The organism is Alphaproteobacteria bacterium (genome assembly GCA_033344895.1).
GTDB lineage: Bacteria > Pseudomonadota > Alphaproteobacteria > UBA8366 > Aestuariispiraceae > Pacificispira.
On the sequence record JAWPMN010000001.1, the window covers coordinates 4,186,498 to 4,208,601 of the forward strand.

Sequence of the window (22,104 nt, forward strand, 5' to 3'; positions counted from 1 at the left end):
AAACGATAGAGATTCCGTCGAACGCGACGGTTATAAGGCTTGCGCCGGGCAGGTCAAATCCTGCCGAGACGCGGACATGAAAAAGCCCCCGAAATCGGGGGCCTTCTCCCTGCCAATCGGCAGAATCCCACTTTCCTAATCCTCGTCGTCCCAACGTTTGCGGGCACGATGCGACATCTTCTGGATTTCCTCCTGAACCAGCCGCTCGACGAGCCCGGGAAGATTCTCGTCCAGCCAGGACCGCAGCATCGGCCGCAGCAGCCCCTTGACGATGTCCTCCAGCGTTTCGCCGGCCTGCCCCATGCGAATCGAACGCTCGAGGGCCGCGAACTGGTGCACGCCATAGTCTTCGGTCCGGTCGGAAATGATCCGGTCGTCATCGTCCGAGAGCGCCGCGGGCATCGGTGCCGGGGCCGGCTCCGGCTCGGGTGGTGGCGGCGGCGGAGGCGGCGGTTCCTCTTCCTCGAACTCGTCTTCCATGTCGACAAGTTCGATATCCGGCGGCTCCGGCTCAACCTCGTCGTCGAGTTCCAGAGGCTCCTCGTCCTCCAACTCGTCATCAAGCTCGAGCGGTTCTTCCTCTGGCTCTGGCTCTGGCTCTGGCTCTGGTTCCGGCTCAGGCTCAGGCTCGGGCTCTGGTTCCGGCTCAGGCTCCGGCTCGGGTTCGGGCTCCGGTTCAGGTTCCGGCTCCGGCGCGGCCTGCTTCTGGGGTTCTTCCTCACCGTCTTCCGAAATGATCTTTCGGATCGACGCGAGGATTTCCTCCATCGAAGGTTCTTGGTTGTCGCTCATCGTTTCGTCACCGTTCCTGAAAAGACCGGAGCACACCCCCGACGGTAAGCATACGCCGATTCCCCGCTCGTCATCCGAAAAAGCACAAGCGGATCAATGGGGAGCCTGCCCGATTCCGGTCAGTCTCCGCAAGCAGACTTTGATGAGTCGGGGGCGTGTCCCCTGCCCGTCAGGGCTGGACCGAACGGGCCGAAGCGTCGCTGTCGTGAGGTTCGACCTCTCCGCCGACACCCCACCATTGATCCTTCACGTCATCGTAATGGCGGCTGGGATCGTAGATATCCACATCGAGCGCCAGATCCTGCGCCGTCAGCGATCCGACGGCGGCGATCAGTTCGAAACGCGCGACCGTCTCGTCCCGTTCCGCCTGAACGAGACTCACCCGGGCATCCAGCAGTTCCTGCTCGGCATCCAGAACGTCGAGAACCGTTCGCTGACCGACCAGTTCCTCCTGCTGCACCCCTTCCAGCGCGATTTCCGCGGCGCGGACCTCTTCCCGAATTGCGGTAATCGTGGCCACGACCGATCGATAGGTCTCCCAGGCGCTCAGCGCCTGTTCACTGGCATCGCGACGGGCGGCTTCGATCTGCATCTTTGCCTGCGCAGCGGTCATCTTGGCGCCACGCACCTGGCTGGTCTCAAAACCCTGCTGATAGATCGGTACCGTCAACTGCGCGGCGATCTGGTAGTTGCGATTGCGTGACCCTTCGGACGTCTTCTCCCAGTCTCGGGAGGCGGTACCGATGATATCCACTTTGGGCAACAAATCCGCATACTGCGAATCGATGTCATGCAGGGCCGACCGCCGTGAGTAGATCGCACTCAGAACCGATGGGTTGCGTTGAACCGCCAGCGACTTTGCCTCGTCCCGGCCGCTTGGAAGCTCCGGATTCAGGGTCGGACGGCTCAAATTGGCAGGCGCAAGGCCGATGATTTCCTCAAAGACCGCACGGCTGACCTCCAGATTGCCTTCCGCCGACAATTGATCCGAGCGCGCCCGCGCAATGCGCGACTCCGCCTGCGCGACGTCGGTCAGGGTCGCAACGCCGGCGTCATACCGATCACTGGTCGCTTCAAGCTGCCGCTGGAGGCGCAGGACGTTCTGCTCATTCAGGTCGACCACCGCCGTGTCCCGCAGCACATCCATATAGGCCGTAACCGCCTGCAGAAGCACGCTTTGCTCGGTCGATGTCAGTTCCGCCCGGCTCGTCAGGACGTCCGCCTTGGCCCCTTCGACCGCCGCTTCGGTGCCGCCGCCATTATAGACGTTCTGGGTAATCTGCAGTTCGATCCCCTGCGTCGTGCGGGTCGAATCGGTCCGCGAAAGACGCGTTCGCGCCCGAGAACGCAATAGGCCGGCGTCAGCGACCAGTTCAACATTCGGGCGCCAGCCGGACTTCGCCTGCGGCACGCCTTCATCGGTTGCGCGAACCTGGGCGCGCTGGGCCTGAAGCGTCGGGTTGCTCAGATAGGCCTCGGCGAGGGCCTCTTCCAGGGTCTGGGCGGAAACAGCATTGGACACGGCGCCTACTGCCAGAAAAGCCACCGCAGCCGATGCCGACAGAAGCCCGAAACGCAAACCAACTTTTTTCATAGCCCCTGGCCCCTCTCGGCACCCTTCTGCCGCATCGTGTCAAAACTGCGGCTCATATATGGTCCGGCGCCCGACATTACTACCCGAAATCGCAATCAGGCGTACCGGAGTCTCTCAAAAAACGAAAGCTGGTGCTTTCTGAAACCCGGGCAGCGATTTGACGGTGGCATCGAACAATGTCCGCGGCGTGGTCACGCCATTGCGCTTACCATACAGCATCGCCCGACCGATCCCATTGTCACCATTGACGATCGCCATCAAGCGACCGCCCTCCGCCAACTGGTCAATCAGCGTGTCCGGCACCTCATCCACAGCGCCGGCCAGGATGATGACATCGTAGGGACCTTCCTTCGGATATCCCTGCTTCAACGGACCTTCAACCGCGACCACATTGTCCAAAGCCAGTTCCGTAAGGGCCTCGCCCATTTCCTTCACCAGATCGGCATCGCTCTCCAGGGCGAAGACGGAGCGGCAAAGCCGACCGAGCACCGCGGCCGAATAGCCCATCCCGGCACCGACAACGAGAGCATTGTCCTTTTCCTGCGGCCACGCTTCGTGGATCAGGCGCGCCATCGGCATCGGCGGCATCATCCACCGGTCCTTGGCGATCTCGACATGCTCGTCCACATAGGCTTGAGCCCGGCGGGACGTCGGCAGGAAACGCTCCCGCGGAATACTGCGCAGGGCGTCGAGTACCCCGGGTGCGGTAACCTTGTTCGTCCGCAACTGAGATTCGACCATGTTTCGGCGCGCTAGGGCGAAATCCATGTTCCTGACCCATCCTGATACTGTGTTGTTACGCCCCTGCTTTATAAGTTCCCGCACGTTCCTTGGCAACGCGCGATGGCGCGGCGTTACGGCCGGCAGACACCTTTCTTGACCGAGGTTCCGGGTAAGGCTATAGACGCGCCTCCGGACAGTTTCGATCCACCGGATCGGCACGAAATCCGGTGAGGCGCGATGGCGGAGTGGTTACGCAGCGGCCTGCAAAGCCGTGTACGCCGGTTCGATTCCGGCTCGCGCCTCCAAATCCCTCCCCGTTCCGAAATGCACACTCCTGACGGTACCTGTCAGGAGACCGCCGATCGCTTCATGGCGCCCGACACCATCGCCATGGTAGTATTCGTTGATGAAGATGTCCGAAATCGTCATCGACCGGCAGATCGGTACACCGGAGCGGGGGCCCTATCCACCGTCTCTGAATGACATCCTGTCTGCACCGATGGCCGAGGCGGCTTTCTCTGAAATGTCGTCCTGGGACGAATACGCCCCAACGCCGTTGCGCCAACTGCCTTCATTGGCCCACGCCCTTCAGCTCAGCGCACTGACCTACAAGGACGAGGGACAGCGTTTCGACCTCGGCAGTTTCCGAGCGCTTGGCGGTGCGTATGCAGTTCTGCGTCTCGCGGTCGGCCATTTGGAAGGGATGACCGGCACCCGCCCTTCCCTGTCTTCCATCCATGGCGGCGCCTATGTAGACGCCCTCGGCTCCATGACGGTTGCGGCCGCAACGGACGGCAATCACGGTCCTTCGGTCGCATGGGGTGCCCGGCTGGCCGGCTACAAATGCCGGATCTATCTGCCGAAGAGCGCATCACCGGCACTACGCGACAGGATCGCCGCGCAGGGGGCGACGGTCACGGTTGTGGATGGTGGACTTGAGGCCGCCGACCGGGTTTGCGTCGACGCGGCCAGGGCGGAGGGCTGGGCCGTCGTATCGGACAGTTCGTATGGTGGGCGAAGCACCGTCCCTGGAGAGGTTCTGGCCGGCTACAGTGTCGTCGCCTCCGAAACGCTTGCCCAAAGCTCGGCCCCCGCGACCCATGTTTTCGTTCAGGCCGGCATCGGGGGCCTGGCCGCATCCGTCGCCGCCCGGTTATGGCAGGTGCTGGGTAGCCGGCGCCCCAAGCTTATCATCGTTGAAGCAGCGGATTCCGCGCGAATGATCGACCGTTTTCGGTCATCGAACGACCGAGCCCCCTGGGGCCCTCCCCTCACCGGGTCGGAACCTTCGGACATGTCTCAGCTGGCCTGGGAAGTCCTGTCCCGCGCCGGACACGCCTTTCTGACCGTCGACCGCCGCGCGGAGGGACCGGTGACAAGATTGCTGGCTGACGGCGCTGCGGAAGTGCCGGTGTCCGCGGGCGAAACCGCAGGATTGGGTCTCCTCGCGATTATCGGAGCGGCATCGGATCCGTCTCTGCGGGAGATGCTGGATCTGGGGACGGACAGTCGTGTTCTGACGATCGGCAGCGAGCGGCCCCATGACGAAGAAGAGGCCTCAGCGATGCTCAACACATCAGATCCACGGGACGATGCGCGGCTCTCCGATCTGCACTATCCAAATCCGTAGAGATTCAGGCCGGCGATGATGACCGCCAACAATGCCGTAGCCGTGATTCCGAACGGGCCGTTCCACCGCCAAGCGACCGTCCAGCCGCTGCGCCCGGTTACGCGGGCCATGTAGAGAACGGTGGCCGAAAACGGCGAAACATTGGTTCCCTGCCCCCACATGACCATCAGCGCGAGCGCCAGAATCGCGGGAGAAACACCGATGACGTCCGGAGTCAGAATGGAGGTTACCAGGACGACCGTGACGACCGGATGCAGGCCTGCAGCACTCAGAACCGCATAGCCGATCATAATCATGACCAGCATCATCGTCGGAGCGATGGGCAGGGTCGTCCCCGCAGCGTCCGCATCCGGAATCAGGGCCGCGACTCCTACCCCCAGAACATTCGCACCGGTAAACAGCAATGCCTCTCCCCGCAGTCCCGGCAGACCGGACACCACCCTTCGCACAACGGCGGAGGGTCCCGGCCCCGCGCCGGCCCGGTGGATTTGTTGCGACCAGATCAGGGCATAGACCGGTGCCGTGACCGCCAGGGCGACCGGAATCGACCAGCCGAGCCCTTCCACAAATCCGATGATGCAGCCGAACAGGCTGCAAAGAATCAGGAAAAGGCGCCCCCATACGACCGCCGGCATGCCCGTGACCTTCTGCCCCGCACCGCCGGGCGGGTTTGCCACGGACGGCGTCGCGCGGCGTGCGAACAAGCGGTCGAACGACCAACTCCAGGCCAATAGCAGCAGGGCGATCAGAAACCCGATCGGGCCGACATCGACCCAACTGACCCCTGGTACCGAGGCAATGATGACCGCGGTACCGACATAAAGCGGCGACCAGCATGTGCCGGCCCCAAAGCCCTGTATCATGGCCCGGCCAAGCCGCTTTTGAAGCCGCTCCTCCTTGCCGCTCTCCACCATCGGGGTGAGCAATGAGAGACCGGCAAGGTTGAATGCCACGCCGAGAAAATGGCCGACCGCGGCCACCCAGGCGAAGCGCCGACCGGGCGGCTGACGCAGCACGGTCTCCCGAACCGCCAGCAGGGACGGGCTTTGTCCGGAGGGTACCTGCAGCCATGCGACGGAGGCGAACAGGAGGAGGAACGGCAAGGTCTTCTCGAGGCCCAGCCGTAGAGTTGCGATCGGATCGGGTGTGAGTGCCGCCGCCCCAATCCCGCCGCATAGCAGGGCCGTTCCAACCCCGCGCTGAAGGCCAGGAATTCTCGAAAACTCGAGAAGCAGGAAGAGCACCACCAATCCCGCCGCGATCGCACCAAGCCATGACAGTGACAGCAGCGAGGTCGCCACTGTCAGGATCGCGATGAGCAGGAAGAGAATGGTTGATACGGTCTCGCGTAACATGCAGCCGCAGTCTTGCCGCGGAAGGCCGGTCTGGGTAGCCCCTTTTTGGACACATCAGCTTGTCCGGCAGGTGAACTATCCCCCTTCTTTGACCAACCGGACACAATCGGGGGCACCGCCGCGAATGGTGTCCGCGATCGCCTTCATCAAGCGCCGGCGCGGCGATGTCGCCCGGAACACCAGGCGCATCCGCCGGGCGCTGGCTTCCCCCTTGCCGGCATCGTCGAAGGCCCGCACCGCAATCCCGCTCTGCATCAAGGGCGTCGCATGGGCTGTCCGCGCTGGAACCAGCGTGATCCCGACACCGGCGGATACGATGTTCAAAATCGTTTCAAGGCTGGTGGCCTGCAGTTCGGCGCCGGCCGCCACACCTGTAGGAACGCGACAGAAACTCAACGCCTGAACCCGGAAACAGTGCCCTTCACTCAGCAGCAGCAGTTCGTCCGGATCAATCGAAGTCGGCGTCAGGTGTCTTGCGGTGGCAAGCCTATGCCGCTCGGGACAGGCCAACAGGAATGGCTCGTCATACAGCTGAATTTCGTCGAATGCCTGTCCGGGCACCTCCGTTGCCAGGATAGCCGCGTCGATGGCGCCCCTTTCCAGACGTGCGATCAGACCATCCGTCAGGTCCTCCACGAAACCGTGCTTCATTTGCGGCAGACTGTCCCGTAACCCGCGGACAATGTCCGGGATCAATGCAGGTGCGGCGGTCGGTATGACGCCAATCGCGACATGCCCGGAGAACGGGTCGCGATGGGATTCCGCCGTTCGTTTGATATCCGTCGCCGCCTGCTTGATGCGGCGCGCGATGGGCAGAATGTCGCCACCGGCCGGCGTCAGCCGAACGGACCGATTGCTGCGCTCGAACAGCACGACGCCAAGCTCTTCCTCCAGCTTCTTGATTTGCGCGGATAACGTCGGCTGGCTCACGTGGCATGCCTCGGCGGCCCGGCCGAAATGAGACATATCGGCAACCGCACAGAAGTAGATCATGTCCCGAAGATTCATGACACCCTCATAATCGTTAATTCCTATCGATTCTATACAATCAATCAATTTCACATATCAATTGGCAACTTGTAGCCTGACTTCAGAAAGTGACCCATCGGTCCCTTCGAAACGACTGAAAGGAATGCTTCCATGTCCAAGGAACCTGCCTCCTCCAAGTGCCCGGTGATGACCACGACGGCCGGCGCGCCTGTGGCCGACAACCAGAACAGTGCGACGGCCGGTCCACGTGGGCCGCTGCTTCTTCAGGACTACCAGTTGATCGAAAAACTGGCGCATCAGAACCGGGAGCGGATTCCGGAGCGTGTGGTTCACGCGAAGGGCTGGGGTGCGTACGGGACTTTCACCGTAACCCGGGACATCACGCGCTACACCAAGGCAAAGATCTTCTCGCAGGTCGGCAAGCAGACTGACCTTATCTCGCGTTTCTCCACGGTCGCCGGCGAACTGGGCGCGGCCGATGCGGAACGCGATGTACGCGGCTTTGCCCTGAAGTTCTACACCGAGGAGGGAAATTGGGACATGGTCGGCAACAATACGCCGGTCTTCTTCCTGCGCGACCCGCAGAAATTCCCGGATTTCATCCACACCCAAAAGCGTCATCCGAAAACCAACCTGCGGTCCGCCACGGCAATGTGGGATTACTGGTCACAGAGCCCGGAAGCCCTGCATCAGGTGACGATCCTGATGTCAGACCGCGGCATTCCCCGCGCACCGATGTACATGAACGGCTACGGCAGCCACACGTATTCCTTCATCAATGCCGAGAATGAGCGGTTCTGGGTCAAGTTCCACTTCAAGACCCAGCAGGGGCACCGCCACTTCACCGACGCCGAATCCGCGGAAGAGATCGGCCGCAGCCGCGAAACCTATCAGGAAGCCCTCTTCGGTGCGATCGAGAAAGGCGCGTTCCCGAAGTGGACGGTTCATGTTCAGGTCATGCCGGAAGACGAGGCGGACAAGACGCCCTACAACCCGTTCGACCTTACCAAGGTTTGGCCCCATGGCGACTATCCGCTTATCGAGGTCGGAGAGATCGAGCTGAACCGAAACCCGGAGAACTACTTCCAGGAGGTTGAAAACGCCGCATATTCGCCGTCCAACATCGTGCCAGGGATCGGCTTCTCGCCGGACAAGGTGCTGCAGGCGCGCATCTTCTCCTATGCGGATGCCCATCGCTACAGACTCGGGACGCATTACGAAGCCCTGCCGGTCAACCGGCCGCGCTGCCCGGTGCATCATTACCACAAGGATGGCCAGATGAACTTCATGCCGCCCTCCGCCACACCGGACGCCTATTACGAGCCGAACAGCATGGGCGGTCCGAAGCAGGCCCCGGAATTCCGGGAGCCACCGTTGAAGATCTCCGGCGACGCGGATCGTTTCGACCACCGGGAAGGCAATGACGACTATAGTCAGCCGCGTGCACTGTTCCTGATGTTCGACGATGGGCAAAAGGAACGCCTATTCGATGCCATTGCCGGGTCGATGGCCGGGGTACCAGAAGAAATCCTGATCCGTGCACTGGCTCATTTCGCGCGCATTCACCCGGACTATGCCGGTGGAATCGCGAAACGGGTCGGGCTGCCCGTCCCGACCGTGACCTGACCTTCAACCTTAACAGCCCCGCCCGTCTGCGCCGGGCGGGGCAAACTTTTGCCTGAGGCCCAACAAGGGACCAATCGCAACAGTGGTCCAAATCAATGGCTTTATCATTGATGCGAGAAGAATAATTCGCCATTCTAGTATATGTTGGATTCAAAGATACACGTTAACCGGTCACGGAACTGTCGAAAGATGCGGTCACCGAACCTGACGGGCCGCAGCGATGGAGTTTCGACTTATGGCGCTCGACCAGGCATCGTTCTCCACCAACCGACTGGCGCGTGGTGCCCGCCTGGTTATTGCTGCCTTGTTGTTGCTTACTGTGGTGGCCGGCGGGTTTGCTTTTCTGATCGGGGATCACTTCAACAAGATCGAACGGGACTGGCTGAAATTCAGCAGCATCCCTACTGAAAAGGGCCTCCTGCTAAGCCGACTGAACAACAAGATCGGGTTCAGCGGCCTGATTCATAACTTCAAGAATTATGTCATTCGCGGCGATGTCGGGTTCCGAAACATGGCGCTTAGCGATCATGCGGACGCAACCGACATTCTCGATCAATACGCGCTCCTGGGCGTTTCCGGCGAAGAGCATGCGGCCATCCAGGCAATTCGCCGGGTAATAGACGAGTACCGCGACAACATCGCCATCGTGGAAAACATGCACGCAGCGGGCAATTCGACGGCGGAAATCGATCGCCGGATACGTGTTCGCGATACGGAGATGATACACGGTCTCACAACGCTGCGGACCGCCTGGCGGAACAGTTACGATTCCGGGCGGGCCATCCTATCGAGTTCGGTCGACGAGGGCCGCATGTGGTCCCTCGGCGCTCAAATCGCTGCTGCCCTCTTTCTGGGCCTCGCGATCGCCATGGCTGTTTGGATTCTACACCGCGAACGGCTTCTGGGCGACGCTGTCCGTCGATTGGAAGCCCACGCCGACCGGTTTGAAAGCATCGTCAACAACAGCAGCGACGGGATGCTGACCGTTACCCTGGATGGCCGCATTGAATCCTTCAACACCGCAGCAGAACAGATTTTCGGGTACTCCAGCCAGGAGGCGGTTGGTATGGAGGTCAGCGCCCTTGTCCCGGATGACCTTCAGGATGGACATCGTGAGACGATCCGGGAAATCGCCTCCAGCAACACGGAAACAATTCATTACCCGCGATTGGTCCATGGCCGCCGCAAGGACGGGAGTTCGGTTCCAATCGAGATCAACATCGCTGCCTATCAGGTTGAGGGCACAAAGAATTATGTCGCCTCGTTTCGCGACATCACGACAAGACTTCGGGCGGAGATCGAACTCCGGGACCTCAAGGAAGCAGCCGAAGCGGCCAGTGACGCAAAGTCGTCATTCCTGGCCAGCATGAGCCATGAACTGCGTACGCCGCTGAACGCGGTCATCGGCTTTTCAGAAATGCTTCGAATGGGCGACCTCTCGGAACGCCAGCTGGAATGGACAGCCCATATCCATACCGCCGGCACGCATCTGCATGAACTGGTGGGACAAATTCTGGATCTGGCACAGATTGAGCGCGGTCGTCTCGACATCCGGCCAAGACCGGTCGATGTCGTTGAAATCATGATGGATTGTCTGGCACAGATGCAGCCGGCCGCCGACAAGCAGAAGGTCGAGCTTACAAGCTCACTTCCCGATAGGCGGAAAGTTTGCGTCTACGCCGACCCGACCCGGTTGCGGCAGTGCGTCTTCAACATTCTCTCGAACGCCGTGAAGTACAATCGCGAGCATGGATCCGTCGTGGTTTCCGGGAAAGACACACAGGACGGATTCTATCGGATTTCGGTCACCGATACGGGGATCGGAATCGCGGCCGAAGATCATCCCTATGTCTTTCGAATGTTCCAGCGCTTCGCGGAAGAGCCCGAACTGGCGCGGGAGGGTGCCGGCATTGGGCTGGCGGTTACGGACCAATTGGTCCGGTTGATGGGCGGGCGCCTTACCTTCATCAGTGAAAAGGGCAAGGGCAGCGAGTTCCGGATCGACATCCCGAAGTCGGAACCCTTGCGTCATGAAGCGGTGAGCGCGGCATTAAACGCCCGGGCCACACTTGCCGTCGGACGAGCCAGGGAACCTGCCACCCGGCGACCCTAGTCGATCAGCATCGTCACCAGCCAAGGCTGCCAGCTCAGGATCACGAGAACTACCAACGTGGTAGCCAGGAACGGCAACAGGGCCCGGAACAGCGCGCCCGGCCTGACACCGGTCATCGCCGTCGTGACAAACAGCCCGGCCCCGACAGGCGGTGTCAGAAGCCCCAGCACAAGGTTGATGCAGACCACGACGCCGAAATGAAACGGGTCGATACCGTAATTGCTCTGGGCGATCGGTAACAGAATCGGCACGACCAGAATAAGCGCCGCGATTCCATCCAGAATCATGCCGACGAACAGCAGCGCGATATTGACCAGCAGCAGGAAGACGAAGGGATCGTCGGTCAGGGCCGACAGCCATGCCGCCAGTTGCTGTGGAATCTGCTCATAGATCACGATCCAGCCGAACAGGTTTGCCGCTGCGATGATGAAGACGACGATGGCCGTGTTCAGGCCTGTGCGCAGCAGGATCGTCGGCATCTTCCGCAGGTTCAGGGCGCCGTACAGGAACCGTCCCAGAAGAAGAGCGACGACGGAGGCCATGGCCGCCGATTCCGTCGGGGTGGCGATCCCGGCCAGTATCCCGCCGACAATGACCGCCGGAATCAGCAAGGTCGGCAGCCCCAGCAGCAACGCCTTTCGCCGCTCGATGCCGTCAGGAACCTCGGCGACGGGCAGTTCCGTCATCCATCCGATCAGCGCCAGGACGATCAGGAACCCGCCGGCCATCATCAGGCCGGGAATGATCCCGGCAATGAACATGTCACCGATCGCGATCTGGGCCAGAACACCATAGATCACGAACAGCATGGACGGCGGAATGATCGGTGACAGCAGTCCCCCTGCCGCTGTTGTCGCCGCGGCGAAGGAAGGCGCATAGCCCTGACGGGTCATCTCCGGCACCATTGCGCGCGACATGATCGCTATCTGCGCAGCGGCGGAACCGATGATGGAAGCCATCATCATGTTGACCAGCAGGTTGATGTAGGCAAGACCGCCGCGAACGCGTCCGACGAATACCCCGGCAAATCCGATTAGCCGTGCGGTGATGCCCCCTTCATTCATCAGTTCCCCCGCCAGCATGAAGAGAGGAATGGCAAGAAGCCCGTAGCTCTGAATGCCGGAGAACATCTGCTGCGAGACCGATTGCAGCAGCACCGTCTGGTCGGCGTACCATATGTAGAACAGGGCCGACGCCGCCAGCACGAAGGCAATCGGCAGACCGATCAACAGCAGGAAAAGGAAGATAGCCCCAACCATGGGTCAGTCCTCCCAACCGGCGAAATCGGTGATGGATCCGGCAATTCTCTCATACAGGTTGGTCGATGCATGGATCGTCATGGTGATTGCCGTGATCGGCATGACCAGCCAGATCAGATATTTCGGAAACCCAAGCGTGTTGGTCGGTTCCTGATAGATGAAATTGAACGTTGCGCCGGAGAATGCCGCCAAATCGAAGCCGCTGGCAATCAGCGCTGCCGGGTCGTACCAGAGGATGCTGGTCCAGATCAGGGTCGCGGCCAGCACCAGAACGACCGCGTCCACCAAGATCCCGGTCAACCGCCTTGCCCTGTCGGGAAGGACGTCCTCCAGGATGGTGACCGATATGCCGCGCCGCAGGCGGACTATCGCGGATGCACCGATCATGACCAGCCAGACCATGGCGTAGATCGCCGCCTCGTCGACCCAGTAGATCGCGTTGTCGGCCGCGCGGGTCACGACATTGAGGAGGATCAGCCCCGTAACCGCGGCGGACAACAGGATCAGGCCCCATCGCTCCGCCAGCAGAACAGCCCCGGAAATCGATCTGAATACAGACAGCATGTGACGCACCATATGAAACGGGCCGCCCCTCCTTGGAACGGGAGGAGCGGCCCCGAAACCCGGCCCGAAGGGTCAGGTGGAAAGCTTACATGCCGGCTTCCTTGCGTAGGGCGGCAACGGCATCGGTTTTCTTTTCCCAATCGGCATTCCAGCGGTCAATGGCGTCGCCGAAGAAGTCGGGGCCGACTTCAAGGATCTGCACGCCGGTCTTCCTGGTTTCCTCCAGGAATTTCGGCTCCTGGGCGACGAAAGTATCGATGGTCGAATCGACATGCTTCGCCATCAGTTCCTTGACCATTGCGCGGTCCTCTTCCGACATCTCCGCCCAGACACGCCCGGAAATCAGTCCGACCATCGGGAACATCATATGATTGGACAGGACAACGGTTTCGGAATGCTCCCAATATTTCAGCTTCCAGATCAGCTCCAGATCCATGTCGATGGCGTCAACCTGACCGTTCGCCATTGCGTCATAGACCGCCGGGAGCGGCATCGGCGTCGGCGCCGTGCCCAGCAGATTGTAGAAATCCTGAATCGGCGCGAAGGGGGTGATCCGGATCTTCTTGCCTTCCAGATCGGCAGCGCCGCTTACCGCATCGCGCGACGCGATCTGGCGCAGGCCCGCCGTACCATAGCCGACCCCCAGAACGCCGATTTTTTGCGGCAGTTGATCCAGCAGACCCCGGGCGGTGTCGCTGCGCAGGATCTTCGCGACGCCGTCCATGTCGCTGACCAGATAGGGGGCATAGAAGGCGCCCAGATCGGTCACGCGATTGGAGACCTCCGCGACCGTCAGGAAGGCCATGTCCAGCGCCCCGGTCTGGAGTTGCTGCAGCATCTCCGCCTCGTTCCCCAACTGACGGGACGGGAACACCTGGACGCTGTGGGCGCCGTTGCTCTTTTCCGCCAGTTCCGCACCGAACGCGTCGGCAGCCTTCGTCCAGACATGCGGCGGCGGCGTGATCAGGCCGAGGCGGAACTCCTTTGCCATCGCGGTTCCGGCAGACAGTGCAAGGGACAGACCCACGGCCCCCGCGACGATCGACTTGTGTAGTTTCATCTCACTCTCCCTGTTTCTCTCATCGTCAAATCAGGTCAGCCCAGCCAGGCGGCGGTTCCCGCCCCGGATGGACAGCGCCGCAACTGGCGCAGGTCCGTCGACTGGTATCGGCATAGAACGCATCGAACAGCGGGGGCAGGTCCTTCACGATATCGGTCACCTTGACTTCGACCCGATCGACAAGATTGCCGCATTCGAAGCAGTACCATTCGAACCCATCATGGGCCTCGGGCAGGCGCGCCCCTTCAACCACCAGCCCAATCGAACCGGGTACCGGGCGCTGCGGCGAATGTCGGACATTGGGCGGCAGCAGAAACACCTCCCCTTCCCGGATCGGGACGTCGTAAAGCTTCCCGCCGTCATGGATCTTCAGAAGCATGTCGCCGCGCAGCTGATAGAAGAACTCCTCCGCAGGGTCGTCATGAAAGTCCACGCGCTGGTTGGGGCCGCCGATGATCATGACGATCAGGCCGCTGTCCTGATCGAACAGCTTCTTGTTGCTGACCGGCGGTTTCAGCTGATCTTCGTTCTCCGCGATCCATCGCTGGAAATCGAATGGCTTGAAGCGCGGGTGACCCATGCGGACGCATCCCCTGTTTCTTTTCTCGAGGAAAAACGCTACGAGGCGTTGAACCTGCCTTCAATGAAATTGGTTTGAAGTGGTTATTCGTTTTTACAATACCAAAGCCGGAGGTTCGGAATGGTCGCCGCCAACCGACACATCAAGATCGCAGAGCGTGTCTCAACCCGCCTGAAGCTGAAGCAACTGCGGCTGCTTGTTGCCGTGGCCGAACGTTCCAGCATCCTGCACGCGGCACAGGACCTGAATATCTCGCAGCCCGCGGCGACGAAGCTCATCAAGGATCTGGAACTGGATTTCGGCGTGCGTCTGTTCGACCGCACCAATCGCGGGGCCATTCCGACCGCCTTCGGGGAAGCGCTGGTCCGGCATGGCAAACTGATCCTGGCCCAGGTCTATCACGCCGCCCAGGAACTGGACGATCTGAACGAAGGCAGCGGCGGCCGCGTCGTCGTCGGGACCCTCCTGGCTGCGTCGGCATGGCTGCTTCCCGCCGCGATCAAGACGATGTGCGAGGACCGGCCGAATGTCACCATCGCCGTGCGCGACGGCACAAATGACGTGCTGATGCCGGCGCTGAGTGCCGGGGACGTCGATCTTGTGGTCGGGCGATTGCCGGAATTCCGACACCGCAAGGACCTGGCACAGATCCGATTGCTGGAGGAGGAAACCTGCATCGTCGCCCGTGCCGGTCATGCCCTGGCCCGGAGAGATCGCGTCGATTTCGCGGATCTGACCGACCATTCCTGGATCCTGCAACCGCCGGAGACCTCCCTGCGGCGTCAGTTCGAGAAGGCCTTCTTCGATCGCGATCTCGTCCCGCCCGTCGCCGCCGTCGAATCCGTATCCTTTCTGACAAACCGCGAATTGCTGATGCGCACGGACATGCTGGGCGTCTTCCCCTACCATGTGGTGGCACCGGAAGTGGCGCGCGGCGATCTGGCAATTCTGCCCTGCCGTGTCGACCTGTCCGGCCGGGCGGTCGGCGTGACCTATCGCCGTGCAGGCGGCCTGTCCCCGGCGGCGCAGGCCTTCCTGGCCGTGCTGCGCGACACCGCGGCCGGAGCCGCGCCGCCTACACTGCGAGAGGACTGAGCCGGTTTCGCACGGCCCGGATCACGCTCATTGCCGTCAGGGCCGACGATTTCGGATTGTCCGGAAGCGGATTGCCCTGAATCCGGAAGCAGAATTTGCCGAAGGCCCCCTGCGCCTCGACTTCGTGGATATTGCCCCCGGCATCTGGATCGGCGATCAGCGTCGCCCGGGTCGCGTCCAGACCCAGACCCGCCAGGGCGACCGTCGCCGCCACATTGGCGTTCTTCGGATAGCGCTGGGCCGCCTCCCGGGCCGATCCCTCGAAATGAACTGCGGCGTCCTTGAGCGCCGCCAGATCCAGAACGTCTTCCGCCGCCGACCCGAGCCAGCCTGCCGGAGGCTTGCGCCCTGTATATCGAACACTGTCCAGACCGCCGATCCGGGCGGCAGACAGCGCATCGATCGCTCCGACCGCGCCTGACACCAGTTCCAGGCGTGCGTTTCCCGCGCGCGCTGACGACTCCAATGTCGCCGCCAGTCCATCATCGGCCAGGGCACCGATGGAAACCGTGATCAGATCGATGCCACTGCGCAGAACGGTTTCGCCATGCGCTTTCAAGGCCGCATGTCCGCCGCAATCGACCACACAGACCGGGGCTTGGCGCAGTTGATCGATCCCGTTCGCGATGTCGATCCCCTGCCCCATTGCCGTTCGCGCCGCCGCCTCTCGCCCCGGCCGGCACAGGACGGATATTGCCCCGACTTCATTCATTTGCCGCAGGGTCCGGGCAACATATTGCCCGACTGCGCCGAAGCCGATGATTGCGACATGTCCCATTGAAATCGCTCCTGATTGGTTCGGCCGGACAATACCGTCCAGAATTCGTCCCTGCTATTCCGATATGAAATATCACAATTCATTCTTCGTATTTGTCATTATATCTGGCGTCCCACACACTCGCCCAAATCGCAACATCCCAACCGTCAAAAGAGCGACCCGCGTGGATCTGCCAGGCAACAATTTCGGAAGAATGATCGGCACGGCCGTTCCTCGCCGGGAGGACAAACGCCTTCTGACCGGCCAGGGACGGTATACCGACGATATCCGACTGCCGGATGCCCTTCACGTTGCCTTCGTTCGCGCCGATTCCATCGGCCCCATCCTCTCGCTCGACCATCCCGATGACCCCGGGGATATCGGGGCAACTGCAATCTTCACCGCCAGGGATCTGGGCAAAACAGGCCTGCTGACGGTGAATGCCGTCCTGGCGGATGCGGCCCCCACGCATTTTCCGATTCTTGCAGGCGATCGCAGTTTTGCCGTGGGGCAGCCGCTGGTGGCTGTCCTCGGCGAAAATCGGGCTGCTGCACAGGACGCCGCCGAGTCCGTCTTCGTCGACATTGGCAACGCCGAAGGCGGTCCTTTGTTTGCGCACTGCCCCGACAATCGGGCGACGGGAGAGCAGTGGAAAGCAGGGGACTTCGACGGCGCCGTTGCCAAGGCGGCACATGTCGTTTCAGCGACGGTAATTCATCCGCGCCTGGCACCGGCTTCCCTGGAACCACGGGCAGTCGCGGCCCACTACGATGCAGGAACGGACGGCGTGACCGTGTGGCTGTCGACGCAAACGCCGCATCGCGCGCGCAGCGAGTTCAGCCGCATTCTGGGTGTTTCGGAAGACCGGATTCGGGTCATCGCTCTGGATGTCGGCGGTGCGTTCGGGATGAAGGCGTCGCTCTATCCGGAAGAGGTTCTTGTCGTATGGGCCGCGCTTCATCTGAAGCGGTCTGTGCGTTGGACGGCAAGCCGCTCGGAAGACTTCCTGTCGGCAACCCATGGCCGCGGTGCGCAAACGCAGGGCCGGTTGGCGGTTGATGCCGACGGCCGTTTCCTGGGCCTGCAGGCACGCATCGACTGCCCGTTGGGCCATTGGCTACCGACCAGTGCGGCCGTACCGGCCTGGAATGCGGGACGCATGCTGCCCGGCCCCTATGACATCCCAGTTCTCAACATTGAAACACGCGCCATTCTAAGCCCGACGGCACCGGTGGGGATCTATCGCGGCGCGGGACGGCCTGAAGCCACCGCGCTCATGGAACGCCTCGCATCTGCCGCAGCGGAGGCGAGTGGCATCGATCCAATCGAGATACGGCGGCGCAATCTGCTGCGTCCGGATGCGCTTCCCCATAAGGGCATCACCGGTCGACACCTCGATTCCGGGGACTATCCCGCTGCACTGGAGCGGCTGAGGGAAGCTTCGGCGTATGACGATCTGTGCCGGTCCATTCACGACCGGCGCTCCGGCGGCGAGACGGTTGGGCTGGGCATCGCCTTCTATGTCGAGCCCTGCGGACAAGGCTGGGAGAGCGCCCGGGTACGGCGCGAACCCGACGGACGGATCGTCGCCGAGGTCGGGGCTTCGAGCCAGGGGCACGGGCGGGAAACCGCCTTCGCGCAGATCCTCGCGGATCGGCTGAACGCGCCAATGAAGGCCATAACTGTACATTTCGGCGACACGGAAACGACACCCAAGGGCATCGGGGCATTGGCCAGCCGCAGCACCCCGATCGGCGGAAGCGCCCTTTTGCTGGCGGCGGAGGAAGTGGCCCGACGGCTTCACAACGTGCCGGACGATGAGGTCGTCGAAGCGGAGGTCAGATACGAAGCGGAAGGCGAGGCCTGGGGGTATGGCGTCTATCTGGCCGTAATGGCCATCGACTCAGATACCGGCGTCCCGACTTTGGAACGGCTGGTCTGTGTCGACGATGCCGGCACGATCATCAATCCGATGATGGTCGAGGGTCAGATCCGCGGCGGCATCGCACAGGGGATCGGGGAGGCCCTGCTGGAAAGCATCGTCTATTCGCCCGACGGCCAGTTGATGACGGGATCCTTCAGTGATTACGCAATGCCCCGTGCAGACAACATGCCGCCGGTACGGATCGAGAAGACGGAAACCCCCTCCCCGGTCAACCGTCTGGGAGCCAAGGGTGTTGGGGAAGCCGGCACAATCGGCGCCCCGGCCGCCATCCTGAATGCCGCCTATGACGCATTAAGGGCATGCGGCAGCGTTCCGCATCTGTCCATGCCGCTGACATCCGAAAAACTCTGGCGGGCCATGAACGGCCTCCTCGAACAGCAGGACGACTGAGACATGAAATACACACGCAATCAGGCAAAGGACTATGCCCGTGAGACCATGCGCGGCATCTGGGCTGCAGCATTGCAGCCGTTCAATGCGGATCTGAGCGTTGACGAGGACGGGTTCCGCCGGAACATCCGCCACTGGGTCGACGATCTGGGCATTCGCGGCCTGTTCATCGCCGGAAAGCAGGGCGAGTTCTTTTCCATGTCGCTGGCGGAACGCAAACGCGCCTTCGAGATCGCTGTCGAGGAAACCGGCGACAAGGCGGGTACCATCATGTCTGCCTCCGATCAGAACATGGATACCGTGATCGAACTGGCAGAACACGCGCAGGCGGTCGGTGCGGACAGCATTGTCGTGCATGCCCCGGTCCTGCATTTCGTCCATGACCGCGACGAAATCCTGTATCGCTATTACAAGACGATCAGCGACCGGGTGGATATCGGAATCGCGATGTGGAGCCATCCGGATTCCGGCTATCTGATGTCGCCGGAACTCTGTGCCCGGATCGCGGAACTGCCGAACATCGTGGCGATCAAGTACAGCGTCGAACGCGCAATGTATGCCAAACTGACGGAGCTGGCGGGCGACAAGATCCTGGTCAGCACGGCATCGGAAGACGAATGGCTGGACAACATAATCGATCTGGGCTGGCAGCTATACCTCTGTTCCTCCCCGCCCTATCTGATCCAGACTGCAAACGACCGGCGGATGAACGAATACACGGAACTGGCCTTTGCCGGGAAACATGACGAAGCCCGCAAGGTCAGCGCCAGCCTCGATCCTGTCCGCAAGGCATTGAAAGGCACACGGCCGGGCGGAAAGCCGCAATCGCACCAGAAATACTGGCAGGAACTGCTGGGCCAGGTCGGCGGCCCCGTACGTCCGCCGATGATCGGCCTGACGCAGGATGAACGCGACCGAACAAGGGCGGCCTTCGAAGGCTGCGGTTTGCAACTGTAACGAAAACGGGCCGGCACACGAAGCGGCCGGCCCGTTTCCCAAGTTTCACAATACCGATCAGCCGACTGACGCGCGGAACACCTCGGCATATTCGGCGGCACTGAGCTTTTGCGGGTTCGTTCCGGCGGACGGATCGCGTTCGGCCAGTTCGCCGATATAGTCGGCCCGGTCAGCGGGAACGCCGATTTCGCCCAGCGTATCCGGAATGCCCAGGCGCTCGCGGAATTCCAGGGTCCAGTCCAGAACGCCGGAGAAATCCTGCTTCGCCAGACCCAGGGTACGGGCCAGGATCGGCATGCGATCGGCGATCACCGCCTCGTTCTTGCGCATGACATGCGGCAGGACGATGCCGTTGGTCAGGCCGTGATGAGTATCGTATGTCGCCCCCACGGCGTGGCTGATGGCATGGACACCGCCAAGGCCTTTCTGGAACGCCGTAGCGCCCATCGATGCGGCGGCCAGCATGTCGGCCCGTGCCTCAATGTCCTTTCCATCATCGAAGGCCCGCGGCAACGCCGACTGGATCAGGCGCATGCCTTCCAGGGCGATTCCGTCCGCCATCGGGTGGAAGCCGGGGGCACAGAAGGCTTCGAAGCAATGGACATAGGCATCGATACCGGTGGCGGCCGTCACCTTCGCCGGCAGACCGACGGTGAGTTCCGGATCGGAAACCACGACGCCCGGCAGCATACGCGGGTGGAAGATGATCTTCTTTTCGTGCGTGTCCGGATGGGTCACGACACTGGCGCGTCCCACCTCGGAACCGGTGCCCGACGTGGTCGGCACGGCAATGATCGGGGCGATCGCATCCGCGTCGGCACGGGTCCACCAGTCGCCGATATCTTCGAAATCCCAGATCGGGCGGGTTTGACCGACCATGAAGGCAATGGCCTTGCCGACATCCAGACCGCTGCCGCCGCCAAAGGCAACGACGCCGTCCGCGCCATGCGCCTTGTACGCCGCCACGCCGTTGTCGACATTGGACTGAACTGGGTTGCCGCGCACATCGGCATAGAGCGCCGCCGCACAGCCGCTTTCAGCCAGTACCGCCATCGCGTTCTGAACGATGGGAAGGTCCTTCAGCCCTTCGTCGGTCACCAGAAGGGGGCGTTTCACGCCCAGTTCGGCACAGGCCTTGCCAAGTTCCTTGATGCGACCGGGTCCGGACCAGACTTTGGTCGGGAAGCCCCAGTTACCGGTAATCGTCTTCGTCATTTCTGCGATCCACTTACGTAGGTCACGCGTCCGGCCTTGTTCAGGCGGTACGCCGTTTCAGGTGATAGGATTTCGGGCGGGTCAGGTTATGGAAACCGATCACCGACAGTCCGCCGCCGCGTCCGGTATTCTTGCAACCCGTCCAGCACAGGCCAGGGTCGAGATAGTCGGCACGGTTCAGGAAAACCGTCCCGGTTTCGATCCGGTCGCCAACGTTCTGAGCACGCTCGACATCCTGCGTCCAAAGGCTGGCAGTCAGGCCGAACTCGCTGTCATTCATCAGGTCGATGGCTTCCTCATCGGAAGACACCTTCATGATACCGACCACCGGGCCGAAGCTTTCGTCGCGCATGACGCGCATGTCATGGGTGACATCGGTCAGGATCTGCGGCGACAGATAGGCACCGCCATCATCGGCAGGAGACTTGGCGATATGTGCCGTCGCACCGGCGGCAATGGCCTCGTCAATCTGGGCACGGACTTCCGTGGCGAAGCGGACATGCGCCATCGGACCAAGGGTCGTCTCCTTGTCCAGCGGATTGCCGAGGACGTATCCGTTGACGATCTCGACCGCCTTTTCGACGAAGGTATCGAACAGGGCCTCGTGCACATAGATGCGCTCAATCCCGCAGCAGCACTGGCCTGAATTGAACATGGCCCCATCGATCAGCGTCGCCACCGCCGCGTCGATGTCGGCATCCTCCATGACATAGCCCGGGTCCTTGCCGCCCAGCTCCGTCGCAACGCCGATGAAGGTGCCGGCCGCGGCGCGTTCGATATTGCGGCCACCGCCGACCGAACCGGTGAAATTGACAAAGTCCACGGAGCGCGAAGACAGCAGTTCCGACGTCGTATCGTGGTCCAGGAAGATGTTGTCGAAGACATCCTTCGGCACACCCGCACTGTGGAACGCTTCCGCCATATGCTCACCGACCAGCAGGGTCTGGGTCGCATGCTTCAACAACACGGTGTTGCCGGCGATCAGGGCCGGGGCGACCGTGTTGATCGCCGTCATATAGGGGTAGTTCCAGGGGGCGATGACCAGGACGAGCCCATGCGGCACACGCTTGATATAGCGCGTAAAAGTCTCGTCTTCGCCGACCTTGATATCCGCCAGAGCCTCTTGCGCGATCTTAGCCATGTGGGAGGCGCGTTCGTTGACGCCACCAAACTCGCCGCCGTAGCGGATCGGGCGGCCCATCATCTTCGCCAGATCAGGGACGATCCGGTCGTTCATTTCGCCGAGCGCCGCGACACCGGCCATCACCAGATCGATGCGTTCCTGCATCGGGCGGGCGGCCCAATCCTTCTGGGCGGCGCGCATCTGCGCGGTGCGTGCTTTGGCCGCCTCGGCGGTGAGCGCCGGGCGTTCAGCAAAAACCGATCCGTCGATCGGGGAGATACAACGAAGCATCTTACTCATCTTATCCGTCTTTCCGGTGTGGGCTGTCGGCTTGGT

18 protein-coding genes and 1 tRNA gene are annotated in these 22,104 nt (G+C 61.7%); 7 read left to right on the forward strand and 12 right to left on the reverse strand.

Going from position 1 to position 22,104, the window contains the following annotated elements:
- Positions 1-135: 135 nt before the first annotated feature.
- The 3 genes from R8L07_19810 to R8L07_19820 all read right to left on the reverse strand — a co-directional run bounded on the left by R8L07_19810 (position 136) and on the right by R8L07_19820 (position 3,154).
- On the reverse strand, positions 136-792 hold the full coding sequence (locus R8L07_19810; protein MDW3207787.1) for a DUF2497 domain-containing protein: 657 nt from the start codon (positions 790-792) through the stop codon (positions 136-138).
- A gap of 169 nt (positions 793-961) precedes the next feature.
- Complete coding sequence (locus R8L07_19815) at positions 962-2,386, reverse strand: TolC family outer membrane protein (GenBank protein MDW3207788.1); 1,425 nt, start codon at positions 2,384-2,386, stop codon at positions 962-964.
- A 114-nt stretch (positions 2,387-2,500) separates the two neighbouring features.
- Positions 2,501-3,154 (reverse strand): protein-L-isoaspartate O-methyltransferase, encoded by a 654-nt coding sequence (locus tag R8L07_19820; protein ID MDW3207789.1) that lies wholly within the window; start codon positions 3,152-3,154, stop codon positions 2,501-2,503.
- Between the two features lie 186 nt (positions 3,155-3,340).
- Between R8L07_19820 and R8L07_19825 the strand changes: the two genes are divergently transcribed.
- A tRNA-Cys gene (locus R8L07_19825) sits at positions 3,341-3,414 on the forward strand.
- Positions 3,415-3,515: 101 nt separating this feature from the next.
- Complete coding sequence (locus R8L07_19830; protein ID MDW3207790.1) at positions 3,516-4,739, forward strand: diaminopropionate ammonia-lyase; 1,224 nt, start codon at positions 3,516-3,518, stop codon at positions 4,737-4,739.
- Here the strand turns inward: R8L07_19830 and R8L07_19835 are convergent.
- Together R8L07_19835 and R8L07_19840 are read right to left on the reverse strand one after the other, a co-directional pair.
- A complete protein-coding gene (locus R8L07_19835; GenBank protein MDW3207791.1) occupies positions 4,724-6,094 on the reverse strand; it encodes a hypothetical protein in 1,371 nt (456 codons plus the stop codon). The genes R8L07_19830 and R8L07_19835 overlap by 16 nt on opposite strands.
- A gap of 75 nt (positions 6,095-6,169) precedes the next feature.
- Positions 6,170-7,102: a LysR substrate-binding domain-containing protein gene (locus R8L07_19840; protein MDW3207792.1), complete on the reverse strand. Its 933-nt coding sequence runs from the start codon at positions 7,100-7,102 to the stop codon at positions 6,170-6,172.
- Positions 7,103-7,270: 168 nt separating this feature from the next.
- On the opposite strand from R8L07_19840, the gene R8L07_19845 reads away from it, so the two are divergent.
- Entirely contained in the window at positions 7,271-8,710 is a 1,440-nt protein-coding gene (locus tag R8L07_19845; GenBank protein MDW3207793.1) for a catalase, read from the forward strand.
- A 235-nt stretch (positions 8,711-8,945) separates the two neighbouring features.
- Positions 8,946-10,823 carry a PAS domain S-box protein gene (locus R8L07_19850; GenBank protein ID MDW3207794.1) on the forward strand — a complete coding sequence of 626 codons (1,878 nt, stop codon included), beginning with the start codon at positions 8,946-8,948 and terminating at the stop codon, positions 10,821-10,823.
- Here R8L07_19850 and R8L07_19855 read toward each other — a convergent pair.
- From R8L07_19855 to R8L07_19870, 4 genes are all read right to left on the reverse strand, one after another.
- On the reverse strand, positions 10,820-12,082 hold the full coding sequence (locus R8L07_19855; protein MDW3207795.1) for a TRAP transporter large permease: 1,263 nt from the start codon (positions 12,080-12,082) through the stop codon (positions 10,820-10,822). The two genes, R8L07_19850 and R8L07_19855, sit on opposite strands and share 4 nt — an antisense overlap.
- A 3-nt stretch (positions 12,083-12,085) precedes the next feature.
- Positions 12,086-12,646 (reverse strand): TRAP transporter small permease subunit, encoded by a 561-nt coding sequence (locus R8L07_19860; GenBank protein ID MDW3207796.1) that lies wholly within the window; start codon positions 12,644-12,646, stop codon positions 12,086-12,088.
- Between the two features lie 85 nt (positions 12,647-12,731).
- Positions 12,732-13,706, reverse strand: coding sequence for a TRAP transporter substrate-binding protein (locus tag R8L07_19865; protein MDW3207797.1), 975 nt, complete (start codon positions 13,704-13,706; stop codon positions 12,732-12,734).
- A 25-nt stretch (positions 13,707-13,731) separates the two neighbouring features.
- Positions 13,732-14,286, reverse strand: a complete 555-nt coding sequence (locus R8L07_19870; GenBank protein ID MDW3207798.1) for a 3-hydroxyanthranilate 3,4-dioxygenase — start codon at positions 14,284-14,286, stop codon at positions 13,732-13,734.
- 120 nt (positions 14,287-14,406) lie between these two features.
- On the opposite strand from R8L07_19870, the gene R8L07_19875 reads away from it, so the two are divergent.
- Positions 14,407-15,381, forward strand: coding sequence for a LysR family transcriptional regulator (locus R8L07_19875; GenBank protein ID MDW3207799.1), 975 nt, complete (start codon positions 14,407-14,409; stop codon positions 15,379-15,381).
- Here R8L07_19875 and R8L07_19880 read toward each other — a convergent pair.
- A complete protein-coding gene (locus tag R8L07_19880; GenBank protein ID MDW3207800.1) occupies positions 15,362-16,159 on the reverse strand; it encodes an aspartate dehydrogenase in 798 nt (265 codons plus the stop codon). The two genes, R8L07_19875 and R8L07_19880, sit on opposite strands and share 20 nt — an antisense overlap.
- A 163-nt stretch (positions 16,160-16,322) precedes the next feature.
- Here R8L07_19880 and R8L07_19885 point away from each other — a divergent pair, with 163 nt between their 5' ends.
- Both R8L07_19885 and R8L07_19890 read left to right on the forward strand, forming a co-directional pair.
- The gene (locus R8L07_19885) at positions 16,323-18,473 is read left to right on the forward strand and encodes a xanthine dehydrogenase family protein molybdopterin-binding subunit (GenBank protein ID MDW3207801.1); all 2,151 of its coding nucleotides are present in this window, start codon (positions 16,323-16,325) and stop codon (positions 18,471-18,473) included.
- A gap of 3 nt (positions 18,474-18,476) precedes the next feature.
- A complete protein-coding gene (locus R8L07_19890; protein MDW3207802.1) occupies positions 18,477-19,430 on the forward strand; it encodes a dihydrodipicolinate synthase family protein in 954 nt (317 codons plus the stop codon).
- A 57-nt stretch (positions 19,431-19,487) separates the two neighbouring features.
- Here the strand turns inward: R8L07_19890 and R8L07_19895 are convergent, their stop codons facing one another.
- Together R8L07_19895 and R8L07_19900 are read right to left on the reverse strand one after the other, a co-directional pair.
- Entirely contained in the window at positions 19,488-20,645 is a 1,158-nt protein-coding gene (locus R8L07_19895; GenBank protein MDW3207803.1) for an iron-containing alcohol dehydrogenase, read from the reverse strand.
- Positions 20,646-20,685: 40 nt separating this feature from the next.
- Positions 20,686-22,068: an aldehyde dehydrogenase family protein gene (locus R8L07_19900; protein ID MDW3207804.1), complete on the reverse strand. Its 1,383-nt coding sequence runs from the start codon at positions 22,066-22,068 to the stop codon at positions 20,686-20,688.
- Positions 22,069-22,104: the final 36 nt, after the last annotated feature.